This window comes from Chitinivorax sp. B (assembly GCF_005503445.1).
Taxonomy (GTDB): Bacteria; Pseudomonadota; Gammaproteobacteria; order Burkholderiales; family SCOH01; genus Chitinivorax.
This window is the reverse complement of sequence record NZ_SCOH01000051.1, coordinates 1-16,936: the sequence shown is the minus strand read 5'-3', so window position 1 is coordinate 16,936 and position 16,936 is coordinate 1. Positions and strand designations below refer to the sequence as shown.

The following is a 16,936-nucleotide window of genomic DNA, read 5'->3' as shown; positions in this document are numbered from 1 at the left end:
CCACCAATGCAATCTTGTAACCAGCGATTGGCAGCCCGGTTATTCATCCATCAACTTTAGCCGCATCTCGGCCCGTTCCTGTCGACGCTTCTCGGCATCCAGCTCCAGCAGGGTTTCCTCGACAAATCGCACATGGATGCCACTGGCATTGCGGGCAGCGATAGGGTCGGAATTCATGATCGCCTGATAGATGGCTGCATGTTGGGTCATGATGGTGTCGCGAGTTTCGTGTCGGGTATACAAACCACCCAGATTAGTGATCACATTGTGTTTCAAGAGACCGAACAAGCCTTTGATGGTATGCAGAAACACCACGTTTTGTGATGCCTCGGCAATGGCGAGATGAAAACCTGCATCTGCTTCAGCTTCCTTGGCATGGTCTTCAGCCTGATAAGTCATCTGCAGGTATTCATAGGCGCGAGTGATGCTTTCGCGATCGGCATCAGAAGCCCGCTCAGCAGCGTAATAGGCCATTGCCGTTTCAATGGTATGGCGAAACTCCAACAAATCGAAATGAATACTCGCATCGTTCTTTAATAGATCAAGCAGCGGATCGTACAACGAATCGCCGATGGAGCCATTGACATAGTTGCCCCCGCCCTGTCGGCTATAGATCAGACCTTTGGCGATCAACTTCTGCAACGCTTCACGAACAGAGGGGCGCGATACACCAAACTGTCCAGCAAGCTCCCGTTCAGCAGGCAGACGCTGGTCAGCTTTCAATATGCCTTCCAGAATCATCTTCTGCAAACGCTCGACGATTTCGTCCGCGACGCGGCGTGGTTTGATTTCCTGAAACACAGTGATACTTTCGTGCACGATTGGTCTTACCAATTTACCTTATTCACCCTTTTTCGTCATGGCTTACACCTTATGGCTTTTCACCCAGTCCCGGCAGTCAATTTGAATCAGACTCTGTGAGTCCATCATGAAAAATTAACATTCAACCCATACTTATCATATATATAAACTCAAACCAACCCTATCCAATATGTCACATCTCTATACTTTGACGCATCCTTGCTTGACAGCCCATCAGGCATTGTGTCGAATGAATCATTAAGCTGATTGATTGGTATTACCAATTAACAGGAAGATTGCTCATGTTGGGCAATACTCAGTTCAGCTACGTCGCTGCCAACCACCAGATGGAACATTCAGTACTGGAGAATGCCCATGCTAGCCAAACAAACAAGCCAGGTTTACCTGTTCGGTACTTGCCTGATTGATGTGTTTTTCCCCAAAGCTGGGTTGGATGCCATTGCACTACTGGAACACGCCGGAGTAAAGGTGCACTTTCCACAGGGGCAGACATGTTGTGGCCAGCCAGCTTACACCAGCGGTTATCCTGATGAAGCCCGGCGGGTAGCCTGGGCGCAGATTGCGCATTTTCCAGGTGATTGGCCAATCGTGGTGTTATCCGGCTCCTGTGCAGGGATAATGAAACACCATTACCCGACTTTGTTTGCCTTGGAACCGACACGGCTTACACAAGTACAGCAATTCAGCGCACGGGTGGTGGAGCTAACTGACTATCTGGTCAACCACCTGAACCTGCAACTGACTGACCTGGGCGAACCGACAACCGTTACCCTGCATACCTCCTGTACGGCGCGACGCGAGATGGGCACGTTGCAAACGGGCCGTGCCTTGCTATCACGGCTACAGAATGTCACGCTGGCTGTGCAAGGTCATGAATCGGAATGCTGTGGCTTTGGCGGCACGTTTTCAATACGACATCCTGAGATCTCTGCTGCCATGGTGGCGGACAAAACCCAAGCCTTGCTAGAAACCGGTGCCGCACATCTGGTCAGTGCGGATTGCGGCTGCCTGATGAACATCAATGGCTCGCTGGCCAATCAGGGCCAGCCATTGCAGGGCGAGCATATTGTCAGCTTTGTACGACAGCGTTGTGAGGCCGACACATGAAAGCAGCACCACAGCCCATCGTTTTTATCCGGGATACATTCGCCAACCGTGCTCATGCTGCGTTGAACGACGACCAGTTACGTCGTAACTTTCGTGGCGCAATGGACTTCCTGATGGCGAAACGGGCTAGCGTGTTCGGCGACCCACAAGAACTGGATTCGTTACGCAAGCTGGGTGAACACATCCGCCAGCGTGCCCTGTCAAAACTGCCGGATCTATTGGAACAACTGGAAATGAATTGCCAGCGTAATGGCATCCAGGTGCATTGGGCAGAAACCACCGAACAGGCCAATCAGCTGGTCCATGCAATTGCAGTGCGACATCAGGGCAAACAAGTAGTAAAGGGCAAATCGATGGTCAGTGAAGAAATGGAGCTGAACCATTTCCTGAGCGAACGTGGCATCGAATGCCTGGAGTCGGATATGGGCGAATACATCGTCCAATTGGCAGGTGAAACCCCTTCGCACATCATCATGCCCGCCATCCACAAAAACAAGGCGCAGATTGCCGCTCTGTTTGCCGAGCACATTCAGGGAGTGAACTACACCGAAGATGTCGATGCACTGATTCAGATTGGTCGACGAGTACTCCGGCAAAAATTTCAGGAGGCCGACATCGGCATTTCGGGCGTCAATTTTGCAGTGGCTGAAACCGGCACACTCTGCCTAGTGGAAAACGAGGGCAATGGCCGCATGTGCACTACCGTACCGAAAGTACATATTGCCATTACCGGTATCGAGAAAGTGGTTGAGAAACTAATGGATATCGCCCCGCTGTACAGCCTGTTGACCCGCTCAGCTACCGGCCAAATTGTCAGCACCTACCTCAATCTGATCAGCGGGCCGCGTAAGACGGACGAGCTGGACGGCCCCGAGGAAGTCCATTTGGTACTACTGGACAATGGCCGCAGCCAAGCTTTTGCCGACGACCAGTTGCGCACAACATTACAGTGCATCCGCTGTGGTGCGTGTATGAACCATTGTCCGGTCTACACCCGCATCGGCGGCCATGCTTATGGCACTGTCTACCCAGGCCCGATCGGTAAAATCATTTCACCGCATTTGATGGGACTGGAGGCAACCCGGGATCTGCCTAGTGCATCTTCATTGTGCGGTGCTTGCGGTGAAGTGTGCCCGGTGAAGATTCCCATCCCGGACCTGCTGATGCGACTACGCACAGAATCGGTCAGACCACCGGCTGCCATACCACAGAGTGTGCGTGGCCAAGGTGCCAAATTTGACCAGAGAGAACGCTACCTGTGGGGTGCCTGGGCTTGGCTGAACAGCGCTCCTGTTATCTACCGAACCGTCACGTGGCTGACGAGTCGCCTACGGCGCTGGCTACCTCGCCAGATCAAGCCCTGGACTCAAGTCCGAAGCGCTCCAGTTCCCGCCCCGAAAACCCTGCATGAATTATTGCGCAAGCGTGGAGCCCACCACTCATGACTGCTCGAGACCGCATCCTGGCCAAACTGCGCCAAGGTTCTGGCACCGCACCAGCGCCCTTACCACTCAGTGATTATCAGGCTGCCACCACACCCTACACTTTCAGCCATCCTGAAGACGTAGCCAGAGTAATCAGTCTGTTACGTGCTGCCCATGCAGAGGTGATTGAAACCACGGCACAACGTTGGCCTAATGACGTGGTCGACACACTGCACAAACTGGGTATTCGTCAGCTTCTGCTCGCACCAAACACCCCAGCTGCCACTACACTGCAGGTACACTGGGCAGGCCGCAATGACACACCACAAATCAAACGGTTTGATCAACATATCGAGCAGTGGAAAGCCGAGTTATTCCAGATCGAAGCCAGCCTGACTGGCTGTGAGGGCGCCATTGCCGCCACCGGCTCACTAGTATTATGGCCCACAGCGGCCGAACCCCGCACCCTGTCACTGGTGCCGCCAATCCATATGGTGCTGTGGCATACCGGGCAACTATGGAACACTCTGTTGGAAGCCATGCAACAAGCGGAATGGGCCACACGCCTGCCAACCAATGTATTATTGATATCCGGCCCATCGAAAACCGCTGACATTCAACAGACATTGGCTTATGGCGCCCATGGACCTAAGCAACTGATTGTGCTTGCAATTCTAGACGAGTTACCGTGAAATCTGCCCGTCAAAATTCATTGCAATAGCGCATTTCCCACCAAGTGATTGATTGTCGATCCATCGTGATTTGACTTTCACAGGATCGCAATCTGGCAGGTTGCAACCCGGCCAAGATCATCATACCCAAGACAACACAGTTTGTAACACGCAGGTTGACTGATGACCTGGCAAGATCCCGCATTGAACGGCGCCCACCTATAGGCAGACACTGCTCGTACAAAAAACAAAATGGGTTTGGTGGTTTTTGATGCAAACCGTAGCCGCACCGAAATGCAGTCATACCAACCCATCAACGGATTTAGGTGCGCACATACGCAAATTAGATCAATCCCGCGCCAGTTGGTGCAATGCATCAATTGCGGGAAACCCCGTATTGACTTGCGATCAGAGAATTGTGTCAAACTTGCTTGACAAGCTTGCAGCTTCTATCACACACTCCAAGCAAGCGTTTAATACGAGCGTTTGATCGACACCATTGATCGCCGACCGTGATACCGGCTTCGCTCATTTCCATCTAGATACACCCGCAAAACACTGCGAAAAACCGCAATTGTTCTGCTGTCATTACCAGCACAACAAAGCCATTGTTTTTCCGCGGCAAAATGCGGCCTGGTTGATCCCAGCATCATTGCTACCGTTACCCAGCGCTACCTCGCACTCGGGTCGGCTTGGCACCCAGCAGTACCGCAGACATCTTGCGGCAACACGACAGATTTATTTTGTTTTCAGGATTCGCGAGTTCGCTTTGTGCCCTAGAGGTGGCGTGCACGCCGAATCAGCAGCGAAGCGGGCATCGGCGCACGAGGCGTACGGCTGTCTACGGGATGGGTACCGTCTTGTGTCCGTTTGCCTACCAGAGAGTGACTACAGGTAGATAACAACCATGCAAATAGGAATCCCTGCGGAAACCCTGCCCGGCGAGACACGGGTAGCGGCCACTCCGGAAACCGTGAAGAAGCTGATCGGACTTGGACAAGTGGTGGTAGTGCAAACCGGAGCCGGTCAGCTGTCGTCAATTCCCGACGAGGCTTATGCCACCGCCGGCGCCAAAATCGGTACCGCTGTCGATGCGTTCAACAGCGACATCGTCTTCAAAGTGCGTTCACCGCAAGTTGAAGAAATCGAGCATATCAAGCTCGGCGCGGCTGTCATCAGCCTGTTTGCCGCGCACAACAACCCCACCCTGCCAGCACTGGCCGCCAAAAATCTTAACTGTTTTGCGATGGAATTGCTGCCACGGATCACCCGTGCGCAATCAATGGATGTACTGTCCTCACAGGCCAATATCGCCGGCTACAAGGCCGTGTTGCTGGCTACCCAGTATTACCCCAAATTCATGCCGATGCTGATGACCGCCGCCGGTACGGTCAAACCCGCTCGCGTACTCATTCTGGGGGTCGGTGTGGCTGGCTTGCAGGCCATCGCGACTGCCAAGCGTCTGGGCGCTGTCGTTGAGGCGTTTGACGTTCGGCCTTCTACCAAGGAGCAGGTCGAATCGCTAGGTGCCAAGTTCGTTGAAGTACCCATGACTGATGAGGAAAAAAAGGCCAATGACGGCGTCTACGCCAAGGAAATGTCCGACGACTACAAACGCCGCCAGGGTGAGTTGGTTGCCAAGCATGCTGCTGCTGCCGACATCATCATCACCACCGCATTGATCCCCGGCAAACCCGCACCGGAGCTGGTCAAGCCAGAAGTGGTCAGCACCATGAAACCAGGCTCGGTGATTGTGGATCTGGCAGCCGAATCAGGTGGTAATTGCAAGTTGACACGGACTGGTGAGGTATACCTGACCGAGAACGGTGTCACCCTGGTCGGCACCACCAATCTGGCTGGCCTAGTCGCACAGGACGCATCGTCGCTTTACGCGCGCAATCTGCTCACCTTTTTGGGTGAAATGCTGAAGAAAGACGCCACAGCGCTGGAAATCAACATGGACAACGAAGTCGTCGCCAAAACCCGCATCGTCGGCGACGGACAAGTGTTGTTCAATACAAACTGAGGGAGGGGACACAGATGGACGCTCAACAAGCCGTCACCCAAACAGCCGACGCCGTTAATCAGGCGGCACAACATGTGGCCCAGGCCGCCCATACCATGGACCCGTTCATTGCCAGTTTCACCATTTTCGTGCTGGCCATCTTTGTGGGTTACCACGTGGTATGGAACGTGACCCCTGCCTTGCATACACCATTGATGGCGGTGACCAATGCCGTGTCCGGCATTATCGTAGTTGGTGCCATGTTGCAAGTGGTGTACATCAACGGCGAAACCCTGACACTGACATCCGTGCTGGGTGCATTGGCGGTGTTTCTGGCCAGCATCAACATCTTTGGTGGCTTCATGGTCACCCAGCGCATGCTGGAAATGTTCAAGAAAAAGAAATAAGGGAGACCCACGATGCAATTTCTGACGCCTTACGCGGACTGGGTCTACCTGGTTGCAGCGATTTTGTTCATCCTTGCGCTCAAGGGACTCTCAAGCCCGGTTGGTGCTCGAATGGGCAACGCCTACGGCATGATCGGCATGGGGCTTTCCATCCTGATCACATTTGCCGTGGCCCCCAACCCTAACTTTGCCTTGATCGTGTCCGCCATCATTGCTGGCGCAGTCATAGGCGGCTACCGTGCCAAAACCGTTGAAATGACGCAGATGCCGGAAACGGTCGCGCTGATGCACTCACTGGTCGGTCTGGCAGCCGTGCTGATTGCAATTGCAGCGGTATACAACACCAATCAGCATCATGATGGCGTACATCGTTTTGAGCTATTCATTGGCTGCTTTATCGGCGCCATCACCTTTACCGCGTCAGTTGTGGCCTACCTTAAGTTGTCTGGCAAGACCGGTTCCAAGCCATTGAAAGGAAGCTGGGTCAAACCGGTGCAAGCCATCCTGGCCATTGCCATGATTGTGTTGGGTGCAGCTTACTTCATCACCGAAAACCTGCAGGCCTTCATCGCCATGACGGTCATTGCCCTGGTGCTGGGTTACTTCCTGATAGCGCCAATTGGCGGCGGGGACATGCCCGTAGTGGTGTCGATGCTGAACTCATACTCGGGTTGGGCAGCGGCGGGTATTGGATTCACGCTGAACAATTCGGTACTGATTATTGCTGGCTCACTGGTCGGCTCTTCTGGTGCCATTTTGTCGTACATCATGTGTAAAGCGATGAACCGCTCACTGTTGAACGTAATCTTTGGTGGCATGGGCAATAGTGATAGCCCCGCAGTAGCCAATGGCAGTGGTGTGCAGAAAAACTATAAGTCCGGCTCCGCAGAAGATGCATCATTCCTGATGGGCAACGCTGACAGTGTCATCATCGTACCTGGCTATGGTTTGGCGGTATCCCGCGCACAACACGCATTGCAAGAGTTCGCGGAAGTCCTGACCGAAAAAGGCGTGAATGTCCGTTATGCCATCCACCCAGTCGCCGGTCGCATGCCTGGCCACATGAACGTGTTGTTGGCAGAAGCGGAAGTCCCTTACGACAAGGTGCTGGAAATGGAAGAAATCAATACGGATTTCTCCAACACGGATGTGGTGCTGGTCATCGGCGCCAACGATGTGGTCAACCCTGCCGCACAAAAAGATACTGCCAGCCCGATTTACGGCATGCCGATTCTGGATGCACACCGGGCTCGCACGGTGATCGTGGTGAAGCGGTCAATGAATGCTGGCTATGCTGGGCTGGACAATGACCTGTTCTACATGGACAAGACCATGATGGTATTTGGTGACGCCAAGAAAGTGGTTGAAGACATGGTGAAAGGGCTACACTAATCCACGTTACAGTGTTACCGGTCCATAACAGGCCGGTAGCACTGCTTGCCATTTTTCCGCCCCATGTTCAAACAGGGCTACAATAACATCAGGCCATTCAGGGCAATTACCCATCACCCTGACCTAGCAAGTAATTCAGTATCAAATGCGCGTCTGGATAAGCCCAGGGTTCGCGAAGCTGGCACCCTTTACCAGCTCGATACTTGACCGGTTGCTTTCCACCATCACTCAACACTAGGAATATCTTGATTTTGATTTCGCTAGGCCGTCCTACCCGGCTTTGGATGCTATATCTTTTGATCGCACTACCAATTGGCCTACCCATGGCACAAGCCGGTGACGTTGTGCGTATTGCCAATGGAGAATGGCCTCCCCTTCTATCCCAGCATCTACCCGGCTATGGTCCAGCCAGCAAGATCATGACGGAAGCGTTTGGACAAGTTGGAGTCAAAGTCGAATACGGCTTCTTCCCATGGAAACGCTCCTACGAACTTGCACGCAGTGGTGCCTGGGACATCACGCCATTGTGGACTCGTACCCCAGAACGCGAACGGGACTTTCTGTTTTCCGATGTGGTACTGAGCATGCCCAGTGTGTTTTTTCATCGCCTGGGCAAGGACTTTCAGTGGCAATCTGTTGATGATCTGGTGCACTACCGCATCGGCATAACACGCGGCTATACCTATGGGCCCAAACTGGATGCAGCAATTCGCAGCGGGCGCCTGAATGTAGTGGAAAGTGACAACGACGAGCGCAATATGCGGCTTCTGGGCAAAGGCTTGATTGACCTGTTCCCGATTGCTCTACCCGTGGGATATGCACTCATGAAAAGTGAACTGTCCGATAACGAGTCCGTGCTGATATCCGTGAATAACCGGCCATATCTGATCGAACATTACACGTTGCTGTTTGGCAAACAACACGCGGCCAGCAAACGACATCTACAGCAATTCAATGAAGGATTACGCCGTTTGGCCAGCAACGGTCGGTTGAGCGAGCTGCAACAGGAAATGACCAGCCAACCGAAACCCTAGGAACCGGCACAAGCTCAGAGATGAGTAGCCATCAGCAAGGTGAAGCACCGTACAAAAACTGGAGTGCATGGGTGGTACTTGAGGATATTGAGCAACACATGAACACCGGCTGCATGATAAGGCATTGGACAGCTTCCAAGCACCGGCAGGATAAAATTTGTCACGCCTTATGAGCAACCCCGCCCAGCCGATCATGACAAACAGTTAAAACAAGGATTGATCAGCTACAGCATCAGGATTAAACTGCCTACCGACTACAAAGTCACTACAAAAAATAGCTCTCTGGGAATGAAAAGGCCGCTGATGCGGCTTTTTCTCTTTAGGGTCAACGCACACGTGTCAATGCACTAAACTTGAAGCTACAGATTACCGCCATTTCGAGTAGGCGCAATTAATGTACACGAAAAAATCAACGTTCATTCTGGGCCACTGTTTATGACTGGTCGATGGGTGTACCGGCTTTCAGTAGGCATGCTGTTAACTATCGGCACGGTTGTCCATGCCAGTGACACTGTCCGGCTTGCCAGTGGTGAATGGCCCCCACTGATGTCACAACAATTGCCACACTTTGGGGTTGGCTCGTTGATTGTGACGGAAGCCTTTGCTCAAGTTGGCATCAAGACCGATTATGGCTTTTTCTCATGGCGACGCTCCTTCGAACTTGCCCGCAATGGCAGTTGGGATGGCACGCCGCTTTGGAAGAGCACACCTGACCGACAACGGGATTTCTATATATCTGACGTTTTATTGACCCTGCCTGGTGTCCTGTTCCATCGACTGGGTCGAGACTTCCACTGGCGAAGTATTGCCGACCTGGAACCCTACAGGCTGGGGATCACCCATGGCTATTCTTATGGCAGCCTGGTCGATGAGGCAGTCCGCCAGGGCAGACTGAAAGTTGTCATCGCAGAAAACGATGAGCGAGCCATGCGTTTACTGGCCAAAGGCATGGTCGACATAGTGCCAATGACATTACCAGTGGGGCAGCAGATTCTTCATAAAAATTTTTCCGAACAAGAACGCGCGCAAATCGAAATCAGTTTGCGTCCTTACCTGATCGAACATTTCTGCCTGTTGCTCACCCGCAGAATTCCTGGAAATGCGCAGCGCATCCAGAAATTCAATGAGGGACTACGCAAAATGATCACATCAGGCCGTCTGGATCAATTAAGGAATGAGGCCTGGGGCGGTATTCAGCTCGCACCACTTGAGTAACAATAGAAGCTTCCGTTCAGGAGCTCGACATGCCAACCAAGCTGACTGTCATCAATGGCAATATCACTCATCTTGCCATCGACGCTATTGTCAATGCAGCCAACACCAGCCTGCTTGGTGGCGGAGGGGTGGATGGCGCCATCCATCGTGCCGCGGGCCCTGAGCTGGTAGAAGCTTGCCGCAAACTGCACGGCTGCAAAACTGGTCAAGCCAAACTGACACGCGGCTTCAAACTACCTGCTCAATATGTCATCCATACCGTTGGACCCGTATGGCAAGACGGTCGCAATGGCGAACCGGACCTACTGGCCTCCTGCTATCGCGAAAGCCTGCGGCTGGCTATCGACCACAACCTGCGCACCATCGCCTTCCCTGCCATCAGCTGCGGTATCTATGGCTACCCATTGGCGGCAGCCTGTCAGATTGCCGTCAGCACTGTCCATCAAATTGTCAGTCAGACAACCAGCTTGGAGGAAGTCAGTTTCGTTGCATTCAGCAATGATGTCGCCGATGCATTGAAACAAGCACTCAGCAATCTGAAGCTGTAATTCATAGCACCTGATATTGCGCTGATTGGCTTCATATTCCATTCCGCTATGGTGTCAATCCATGCCGACGTTCGCAACCGCGTAGTGCTCCTTGCCCACAACAACCCGTCCGTATTACTTGAGGTCAATCAACCGACATCTACGTTTTTAGCTTCGATTTATGCAACAACGCCTGCCTGCAGCCAACTCAGTGCACCCAGGCCTGCGACTCTGCCACTGGCAAAACAGCCCGTCAGCAGATATCCTCCTGTTGGCGCCTCCCAATCCAGCATCTCGCCAGCACAGAATACACCAGGTAGTGCACGCAGCATCAATTGCTCATCCATAGCCTCGAAGGCCACTCCACCTGCACTGCTGATGGCTTCATCCAAGGGTCGTATCGCATGCAAACGAAGCGGCAATGCCTTGATGGCATATGCCAATCTGGCCGGGTTATTGAAATCCTCTTGAGCTAGGCATTCACGCAACAAACCGGCTTTGACACCTTTCAGGCCAATGCGGCTTTGCATGTGGCTGGACAATGATCGGGAACCTCGTGGATGCGACAATTCCTTTTCCAGTCGGGCCTGTGTCCATCCGGGCATCAGATCAACTTCAATATCCACCCACCCATTCATCAAAATGGTATCGCGCAGTTGTGCAGAAAATGCATAGATCAAACTACCTTCTACACCCGTAGCCGTGATCACGAATTCGCCTGCCTTGAATGTGGTACCAGAGCCCGCAACACGCAAGGCAACCGTCTTCAACGGCTCTCCTGCGAAGCGGCCGCCAAAATGCGGGGTCCAGTTCACATCAAAACCGCAATTTGCCGGTTGCAATGGTTTCACTTTCACACCACGTTGGTGTAACCAAGGCACCCATGCCCCGTCTGACCCCAGTCTTGCCCAACTACCGCCCCCAAGCGCCAAAATGGTAACGTCCGCCAATCGGGTTTGCTCTCCCGCAGGGGTGGTAAAGCACAGCGCACCATCTGGCATCCAACCCATCCAGCGATGACGAACATGCAAATGAACCCCTTGCTCCCGCAATCGGCTAAGCCAAGCTCGCAATAAGGGAGCAGCCTTCATGTCAGTTGGAAAAATCCGGCCGGAGCTCCCCACAAATGTTTCGATGCCTAAGCCATGTATCCAATCACATAAGTCATTCGGCCCAAAATCCGCAAGTAAGCGTGTCATGTCTGGCTCACGATCCCCATACCGGGTATTGAAACGCTCCAACGGTTCGGAATGCGTAATATTCATGCCACCGATACCAGCCAACAGAAATTTTCGCCCCACTGAGGGCATAGTGTCATAGACATCCACCTGAACACCGGCTTGACTAAGAATGTCAGCCGCCATCAGGCCAGCGGGGCCGCCACCAACAATGGCAGCACGATATGAAGACATGGTTTTTTCTGGCATGGTGCGGTGTAGATCAGAATAAGTGACTGGCAAGCCACAGTTTCGTTAAGTGAGGGATTGGCGGACTATCAGCCCACCATTGTACCGGAAGCAAGACGTAGTCTGGATGTAACTACCTGACTATCGCCCTCATTGAAAATGACAATTTCACCCATATCACGTCCTGACTGGATGATAATGACATTCAACAATCTTTCCACTTGAAAACAGGAGCCCGCTGCATGCGACATTCTCTATTACTTGCCGTCACGCTGACTGCAATCAGTACCACCGTTCTAGCCGACAATAAGCTCACCGTATCATTGGCCATGGCCGATGAAAAAGGGGCGGGAGAGGTGATTGGCTCAATCGCCATCACCGAAACCCCTTACGGCTTGTTGCTGACACCTGATCTGAGCAAGCTGCCTGCGGGTGTACATGGCTTTCATATCCATGAAAAACCATCATGTGATCCTGCAGAAAAAGATGGCAAAGCTGTAGCTGCACTGGCCGCAGGCGGCCACTGGGATCCGGAAAAGACCGGGCGCCACACAGGCCCATATGGCAATGGCCACAAGGGTGATCTTCCTGCGCTGTATGTGCAGGCCGATGGCAAAGCCAACTACCCAGTACTGGCACCCCGCCTGCGCAAGCTGGATGAAATCAGGGGCCGAGCATTGATGGTCCATGCTGGTGGAGACAACCACGATGATCACCCGGCACCACTGGGTGGTGGCGGTGCCCGGATGGCTTGCGGTGTAATTAAGTAAATATTGCGCCACCCTTCAGGGTGGCATTTTCATAAATTCACATATAAGACTTGTTATCGACCACACCATGATCAAGACTCAAAGAAGCCTCAGCTAAGCATGTTGCGTACTCTTGCCAGCTGGGCCTCGCCCAAGCGAAAGACTGATCATGGAAATTGTCCCCAACACGGCATTGGCAGCTTACTGGTCCCCAACTGAAGTGTCGGTCAACGTCATTGTTTGCCTGAATTTGCTCGGTGCTTTGGCGCTTGGTCTGGTTGTCGGTTACGAACGATCGTACCGTGGCCGTGCAGCTGGTATGCGTACTTACGGACTGGTCTGTATGGCCTCGGCCGCGCTGACTGTCCTATGTGGCTATCCTGATTTCTGGTTTGGTGGCCATGCGGCCATCAAAGCAGCAGCCGATCCGACTCGCGTAATTCAAGGGATTGTCACAGGAATCGGTTTTTTAGGCGCGGGTGTCATCATGAAGGAAGGATTCAGTATCAGTGGATTAACCACTGCAGCTTCCATCTGGAGCGCATCAGCCATCGGCGTGATGGTCGGATTGGGATTTTATGTATCCGCAATCGCACTCTCCTTTCTGGCGATGGTGTGCATGATGTGGGTCAGTAAACTGGAAGCCTGGCTGCCTTCAAGACCAGCAATCGCCATCACGCTTCATTTCGTTCCTGACGTCATTCCGACAGAAGCCGCCCTGCAAAAAATCGCGCTCGAACATGGCTACGAAATCGCCAGCGGCAGTCTTTCCATTTCCGCCCATATCGCCAGCGGCAGTCTTTCCATTTCCGCCCATGATGGTAAGCAGCAATGGCATTTTGTGGCGGTAGCAATCAACAAGCGCGACCACAGCCGACTGTCAGCCCTAGCCTATCATTTATCCCGACACGAAGGTGTTGAACGCTTCCAACTCTCGCACGCTCGCAACTGACCGACAGTCACCTTAACCTTTCGATTACAAAGCATATTTGCTTCTTTGCCTCTTCCGGCAACATATATTCACTTAGCGCCATACTGTAAATGCAAATTATTTGATGCTCCCCTTGGCTTGTAAATGATTTCATCACTGACAAAACAGCACTTCATTACGTATATAGCAACAATATAAAATATGCCATCGGTATTGCCATGTGCATCGCAAATGGGTAGCGTGATATAGATCGAGTGTATGCCAGCTCGATATCTACCCCTGAATGACCACTGGGGATGCAAAAGGGTAGTACGCGGGTTTTCATTAAAAATCAACAACACACTCGCACTGTACTCAATAAAACAATATTCGATGAGGAGGTATCGATGGCTTTTCCGTTAACCCTACGCCAAATTTTGATCGGCGCATTCAGCTTGGCGGCAGTTTCCACCGTACATGCCGATGAACCCACATTGCAACCGCAAACTGTACTACCGGGCCAACCAACTCACATTGATCAAGCTAAGCGTGAAACCGCTCGCCAAGTAGCCCGTATGCTTGCAGACCCGACATTTGCCAATAGTTTGAACAAACAACTTGCCCAGACGCCCGATACAGCTCCCAACAAGGTTGCACCGCTGCGGTTGATACTGGACGAGTACAGCCGCAACGCACCTCGTAGCAGCGTATTGAGCCGTCACATGGGCCTAGGTATGGGTAGTGTGCAAGCGCTGCGACAGCTTGATCAATCCGTTTTGAACAAAAAGGGTATTACTGGAATAAGCAAGGGACTGCTTCAGGTACGTTTGTTCGAACCCAAGCAACGCGCAATGATGGTCCAGCCAACCAACCAGATGTTGGTCGCATTTGAACCGGCCGGTGACGACAAGCAGTGGACTGTTATCGAGGCATTCGACAGCCAGGGCCGTATCCATTACCTGGACGCCCGTCAGGCACCCAACTTCCCAGTGCTAGTGGCTGACATTGATGGCCGGGAAGATCTGCGTGCAGGTCTGCAGATTGCCAACCGCACGCTGGCTGCAAAAGGTATGCAAAAACATGCTGCAGTAAGCGATCATAAAATGATGGCCATGTCAGGCTATGTGGATACGGCCAGACTTGACCGCATTCGTCTTAATCGCGATGAAGAACCATGGATCTCCGGTGCAGCCGAAGTCTATGCACTGGTATCCGGTGTGCAACCGGGTCAATCCAAAGCACAAATCGAAGCGGTGGAATTACCCTATCTGGATCATGATGGCCGCGACTACACGCCTAACCAGATTCTGATCCAATGGGCAGACTTCCGTTATGCCGCTGCAAACGTACAATTCTTCGAGCATGACGATAATACAAACTACAAAGACTTGGTACTGGCGGTAACTTCAGGTGTCGAAAAGATTCTGGGTGCATTCAAACCCGAATATGCTGTGATTGCCACTGTGGCTAACGCCATCATTCAGGCCATGCCATCGCATTGGTTCACCAACGATGACGACTATCTGGATAGCTTCTACACATTGGAGAAAAATCGCACTTATACCGACTGGATGGGGGCGGCCAATAATGCCAAGATCACATTGACACCATATCGGCTGAACGAACAATAAAACTTGTCGTGCGGTGCTGGCCAACCTGGGTCGGCCAGCACCGTTAGTTAATCATCAAAGCGGCCTGACCGGCACACATAGATCGCATTCGAACTGACCGGTCGTACTGTCATACATTGATGATGGCTCATAGCGCTCAAAGCACGGCCCAACATCACACTGTACTTGCATGCCACTGGAAGGTAACCAGTCTCGGAACAGCGTTGTCCAAGCCTCGCCAATCTCGTTACCCGTGCCTCGGAAGCGCATCACCGCATAACGTCCACCTGCTAGTACTGTTGTACTGGCTTGACCAGTAGGTACAAAATCATCAGGGATTTCAACGCAAGCGTCATATCTGCATTTTTCTGGTGGCGTCAATGAAGGGTCATCATGGCCGACACCATAGCACGTTGCATTCGTCAGGCCAGCAGCAGACAACCAGGGCTCAAATGATTTTTCCCAAAAATCAGTAATGGATGACCCATAAGGGCCAATGTGGCGCATATAGGCAACACGGCGTTCAGGCATAGTTTGGATGGTGACATTCATACTAATCCTCCTAAATCGTTTTTCGGAGTCCCCATCATCCTGCAATTCTGTTTGCATGGCCTGATTAGCTTTGCGAACTACCTGATCCAAATTGCGCAACCCCCATTCACTTTGCTTCACCTTTGCCATTTCACTGGCCCAACGCTCAGGTGTACTTTGCCTCCAATCTGTCGGCGTGCTTCCAAACTGTAATTTGAAAGCACGTGCTAATGCCTCACCAGACCCGAAACCTATCGACAATGCGATTTCCAGTACCGGACGCTGTGGTTGGCTAGCCAAGAGAAAAGCTGCCACCGCCAAACGGCGGCGACGGATGTAATCGCCCAGGGTTTCACCCATTATCGCCGTAAACAGGCGATGAAAATGAAACGGTGAAAAATGTGCGATATCCGCTAGTTGTACCAGCTCCAATGACTCACCCAGATGCTGGTCAATGAAATCCAAGACACGGTTCAACCTTTGCATATATTCACGATAGCTATATTGAGAAGGTATTGTCATGTACAGGCTAATCTGTCTCAGGCTGGTGGATGAAGAGCAGCATTGTTTTTGTCTGGAACCCAGTCTGGTGGCTATCGAAGCTAGTTGGTTTAAGTCCGTTCGACATGCTTAGAACACCACCCAGCAATAAGTGTACTGTAGCTTTCGGCATATAAGCTGACTCGATAATACTTGACTCATGCAATATCACGGCCATTCTCTTTACTGCTGATAGTTCGGTACAGGCTAGTCATCAAGCCCTTTCCCAAAACATTAAAAACAGCGCCGGTATGCATCAATGGACTCAATGCGATGCAGAGCATTAGGCCAGACCATGGAGGGTATGGCTTGCCCCGTGGCGGTGCCTTCGGAGGTAGAGGATTGTAGTGTAGTTGACGGTGATGGATTGCCGTCTGCAGACGCCGGCAGCTTGAGCACGCGAAAGCCGCGTTCGATATCGGCGAGCGACTTGTAGTGCTCGATGACTTGCGCGGGCATCAGATCGGTGGTGGTGGTTGTAGAAGAGTAAACGCCCTTAGGTTTGAGCTAAGGGCGTTTTTAGAGGGGTCTGGCGGTGACCTACTTTCCCACGGGCAATCCGCAGTATCATTGGCGCAGAGGTGTT

The 16,936-nt window shown here is 52.3% G+C and carries 15 protein-coding genes; 12 read left to right on the top strand and 3 right to left on the bottom strand.

Annotated elements, in window-relative coordinates; translation table 11 throughout:
- Window positions 1-39: 39 nt before the first annotated feature.
- The gene (locus FFS57_RS21560) at window positions 40-819 is read right to left on the bottom strand and encodes a GntR family transcriptional regulator (protein WP_249384113.1); all 780 of its coding nucleotides are present in this window, start codon (window positions 817-819) and stop codon (window positions 40-42) included.
- A 351-nt stretch (window positions 820-1,170) separates the two neighbouring features.
- Here FFS57_RS21560 and FFS57_RS21555 point away from each other — a divergent pair, with 351 nt between their 5' ends.
- The 9 genes from FFS57_RS21555 (at window position 1,171) to FFS57_RS21515 (ending at window position 10,625) form a co-directional block, all read left to right on the top strand.
- Window positions 1,171-1,929 (top strand): (Fe-S)-binding protein, encoded by a 759-nt coding sequence (locus FFS57_RS21555; RefSeq protein ID WP_137939897.1) that lies wholly within the window; start codon window positions 1,171-1,173, stop codon window positions 1,927-1,929.
- Window positions 1,926-3,374, top strand: a complete 1,449-nt coding sequence (locus FFS57_RS21550; RefSeq protein WP_137939896.1) for a LutB/LldF family L-lactate oxidation iron-sulfur protein — start codon at window positions 1,926-1,928, stop codon at window positions 3,372-3,374. The genes FFS57_RS21555 and FFS57_RS21550 overlap by 4 nt, the downstream gene beginning before the upstream one ends.
- The gene (locus tag FFS57_RS21545; RefSeq protein ID WP_137939895.1) at window positions 3,371-4,045 is read left to right on the top strand and encodes a LutC/YkgG family protein; all 675 of its coding nucleotides are present in this window, start codon (window positions 3,371-3,373) and stop codon (window positions 4,043-4,045) included. Before FFS57_RS21550 ends, FFS57_RS21545 begins: the two co-directional genes overlap by 4 nt.
- Window positions 4,046-4,931: 886 nt before the next feature.
- Entirely contained in the window at window positions 4,932-6,050 is a 1,119-nt protein-coding gene (locus tag FFS57_RS21540; RefSeq protein WP_137939894.1) for a Re/Si-specific NAD(P)(+) transhydrogenase subunit alpha, read from the top strand.
- A gap of 14 nt (window positions 6,051-6,064) precedes the next feature.
- Entirely contained in the window at window positions 6,065-6,436 is a 372-nt protein-coding gene (locus tag FFS57_RS21535) for a proton-translocating transhydrogenase family protein (RefSeq protein ID WP_171014130.1), read from the top strand.
- Window positions 6,437-6,448: 12 nt separating this feature from the next.
- On the top strand, window positions 6,449-7,828 hold the full coding sequence (locus tag FFS57_RS21530; RefSeq protein WP_137939893.1) for an NAD(P)(+) transhydrogenase (Re/Si-specific) subunit beta: 1,380 nt from the start codon (window positions 6,449-6,451) through the stop codon (window positions 7,826-7,828).
- Window positions 7,829-8,124: 296 nt separating this feature from the next.
- Window positions 8,125-8,862, top strand: coding sequence for a substrate-binding periplasmic protein (locus tag FFS57_RS21525; protein WP_171014129.1), 738 nt, complete (start codon window positions 8,125-8,127; stop codon window positions 8,860-8,862).
- A 471-nt stretch (window positions 8,863-9,333) separates the two neighbouring features.
- Window positions 9,334-10,077, top strand: coding sequence for a substrate-binding periplasmic protein (locus FFS57_RS21520; RefSeq protein WP_171014128.1), 744 nt, complete (start codon window positions 9,334-9,336; stop codon window positions 10,075-10,077).
- Window positions 10,078-10,106: 29 nt separating this feature from the next.
- Window positions 10,107-10,625: an O-acetyl-ADP-ribose deacetylase gene (locus FFS57_RS21515; RefSeq protein ID WP_137939890.1), complete on the top strand. Its 519-nt coding sequence runs from the start codon at window positions 10,107-10,109 to the stop codon at window positions 10,623-10,625.
- 158 nt (window positions 10,626-10,783) lie between these two features.
- Here FFS57_RS21515 and FFS57_RS21510 read toward each other — a convergent pair whose 3' ends face one another.
- Window positions 10,784-12,016: a TIGR03862 family flavoprotein gene (locus FFS57_RS21510; RefSeq protein WP_249384111.1), complete on the bottom strand. Its 1,233-nt coding sequence runs from the start codon at window positions 12,014-12,016 to the stop codon at window positions 10,784-10,786.
- Window positions 12,017-12,252: 236 nt separating this feature from the next.
- On the opposite strand from FFS57_RS21510, the gene sodC reads away from it, so the two are divergent.
- The 3 genes from sodC (at window position 12,253) to FFS57_RS21495 (ending at window position 15,300) form a co-directional block, all read left to right on the top strand.
- On the top strand, window positions 12,253-12,780 hold the full coding sequence (gene sodC, locus FFS57_RS21505) for a superoxide dismutase family protein (RefSeq protein ID WP_137939889.1): 528 nt from the start codon (window positions 12,253-12,255) through the stop codon (window positions 12,778-12,780).
- A 148-nt stretch (window positions 12,781-12,928) separates the two neighbouring features.
- Window positions 12,929-13,711 (top strand): MgtC/SapB family protein, encoded by a 783-nt coding sequence (locus tag FFS57_RS21500; protein ID WP_137939888.1) that lies wholly within the window; start codon window positions 12,929-12,931, stop codon window positions 13,709-13,711.
- 365 nt (window positions 13,712-14,076) lie between these two features.
- On the top strand, window positions 14,077-15,300 hold the full coding sequence (locus FFS57_RS21495; RefSeq protein ID WP_171014127.1) for a DUF3103 family protein: 1,224 nt from the start codon (window positions 14,077-14,079) through the stop codon (window positions 15,298-15,300).
- 54 nt (window positions 15,301-15,354) lie between these two features.
- On the opposite strand, the gene FFS57_RS21490 is transcribed toward FFS57_RS21495, so the two are convergent.
- Window positions 15,355-16,296 (bottom strand): AraC family transcriptional regulator, encoded by a 942-nt coding sequence (locus FFS57_RS21490; protein ID WP_249384110.1) that lies wholly within the window; start codon window positions 16,294-16,296, stop codon window positions 15,355-15,357.
- Between the last annotated feature and the right edge of the window lie 640 nt (window positions 16,297-16,936).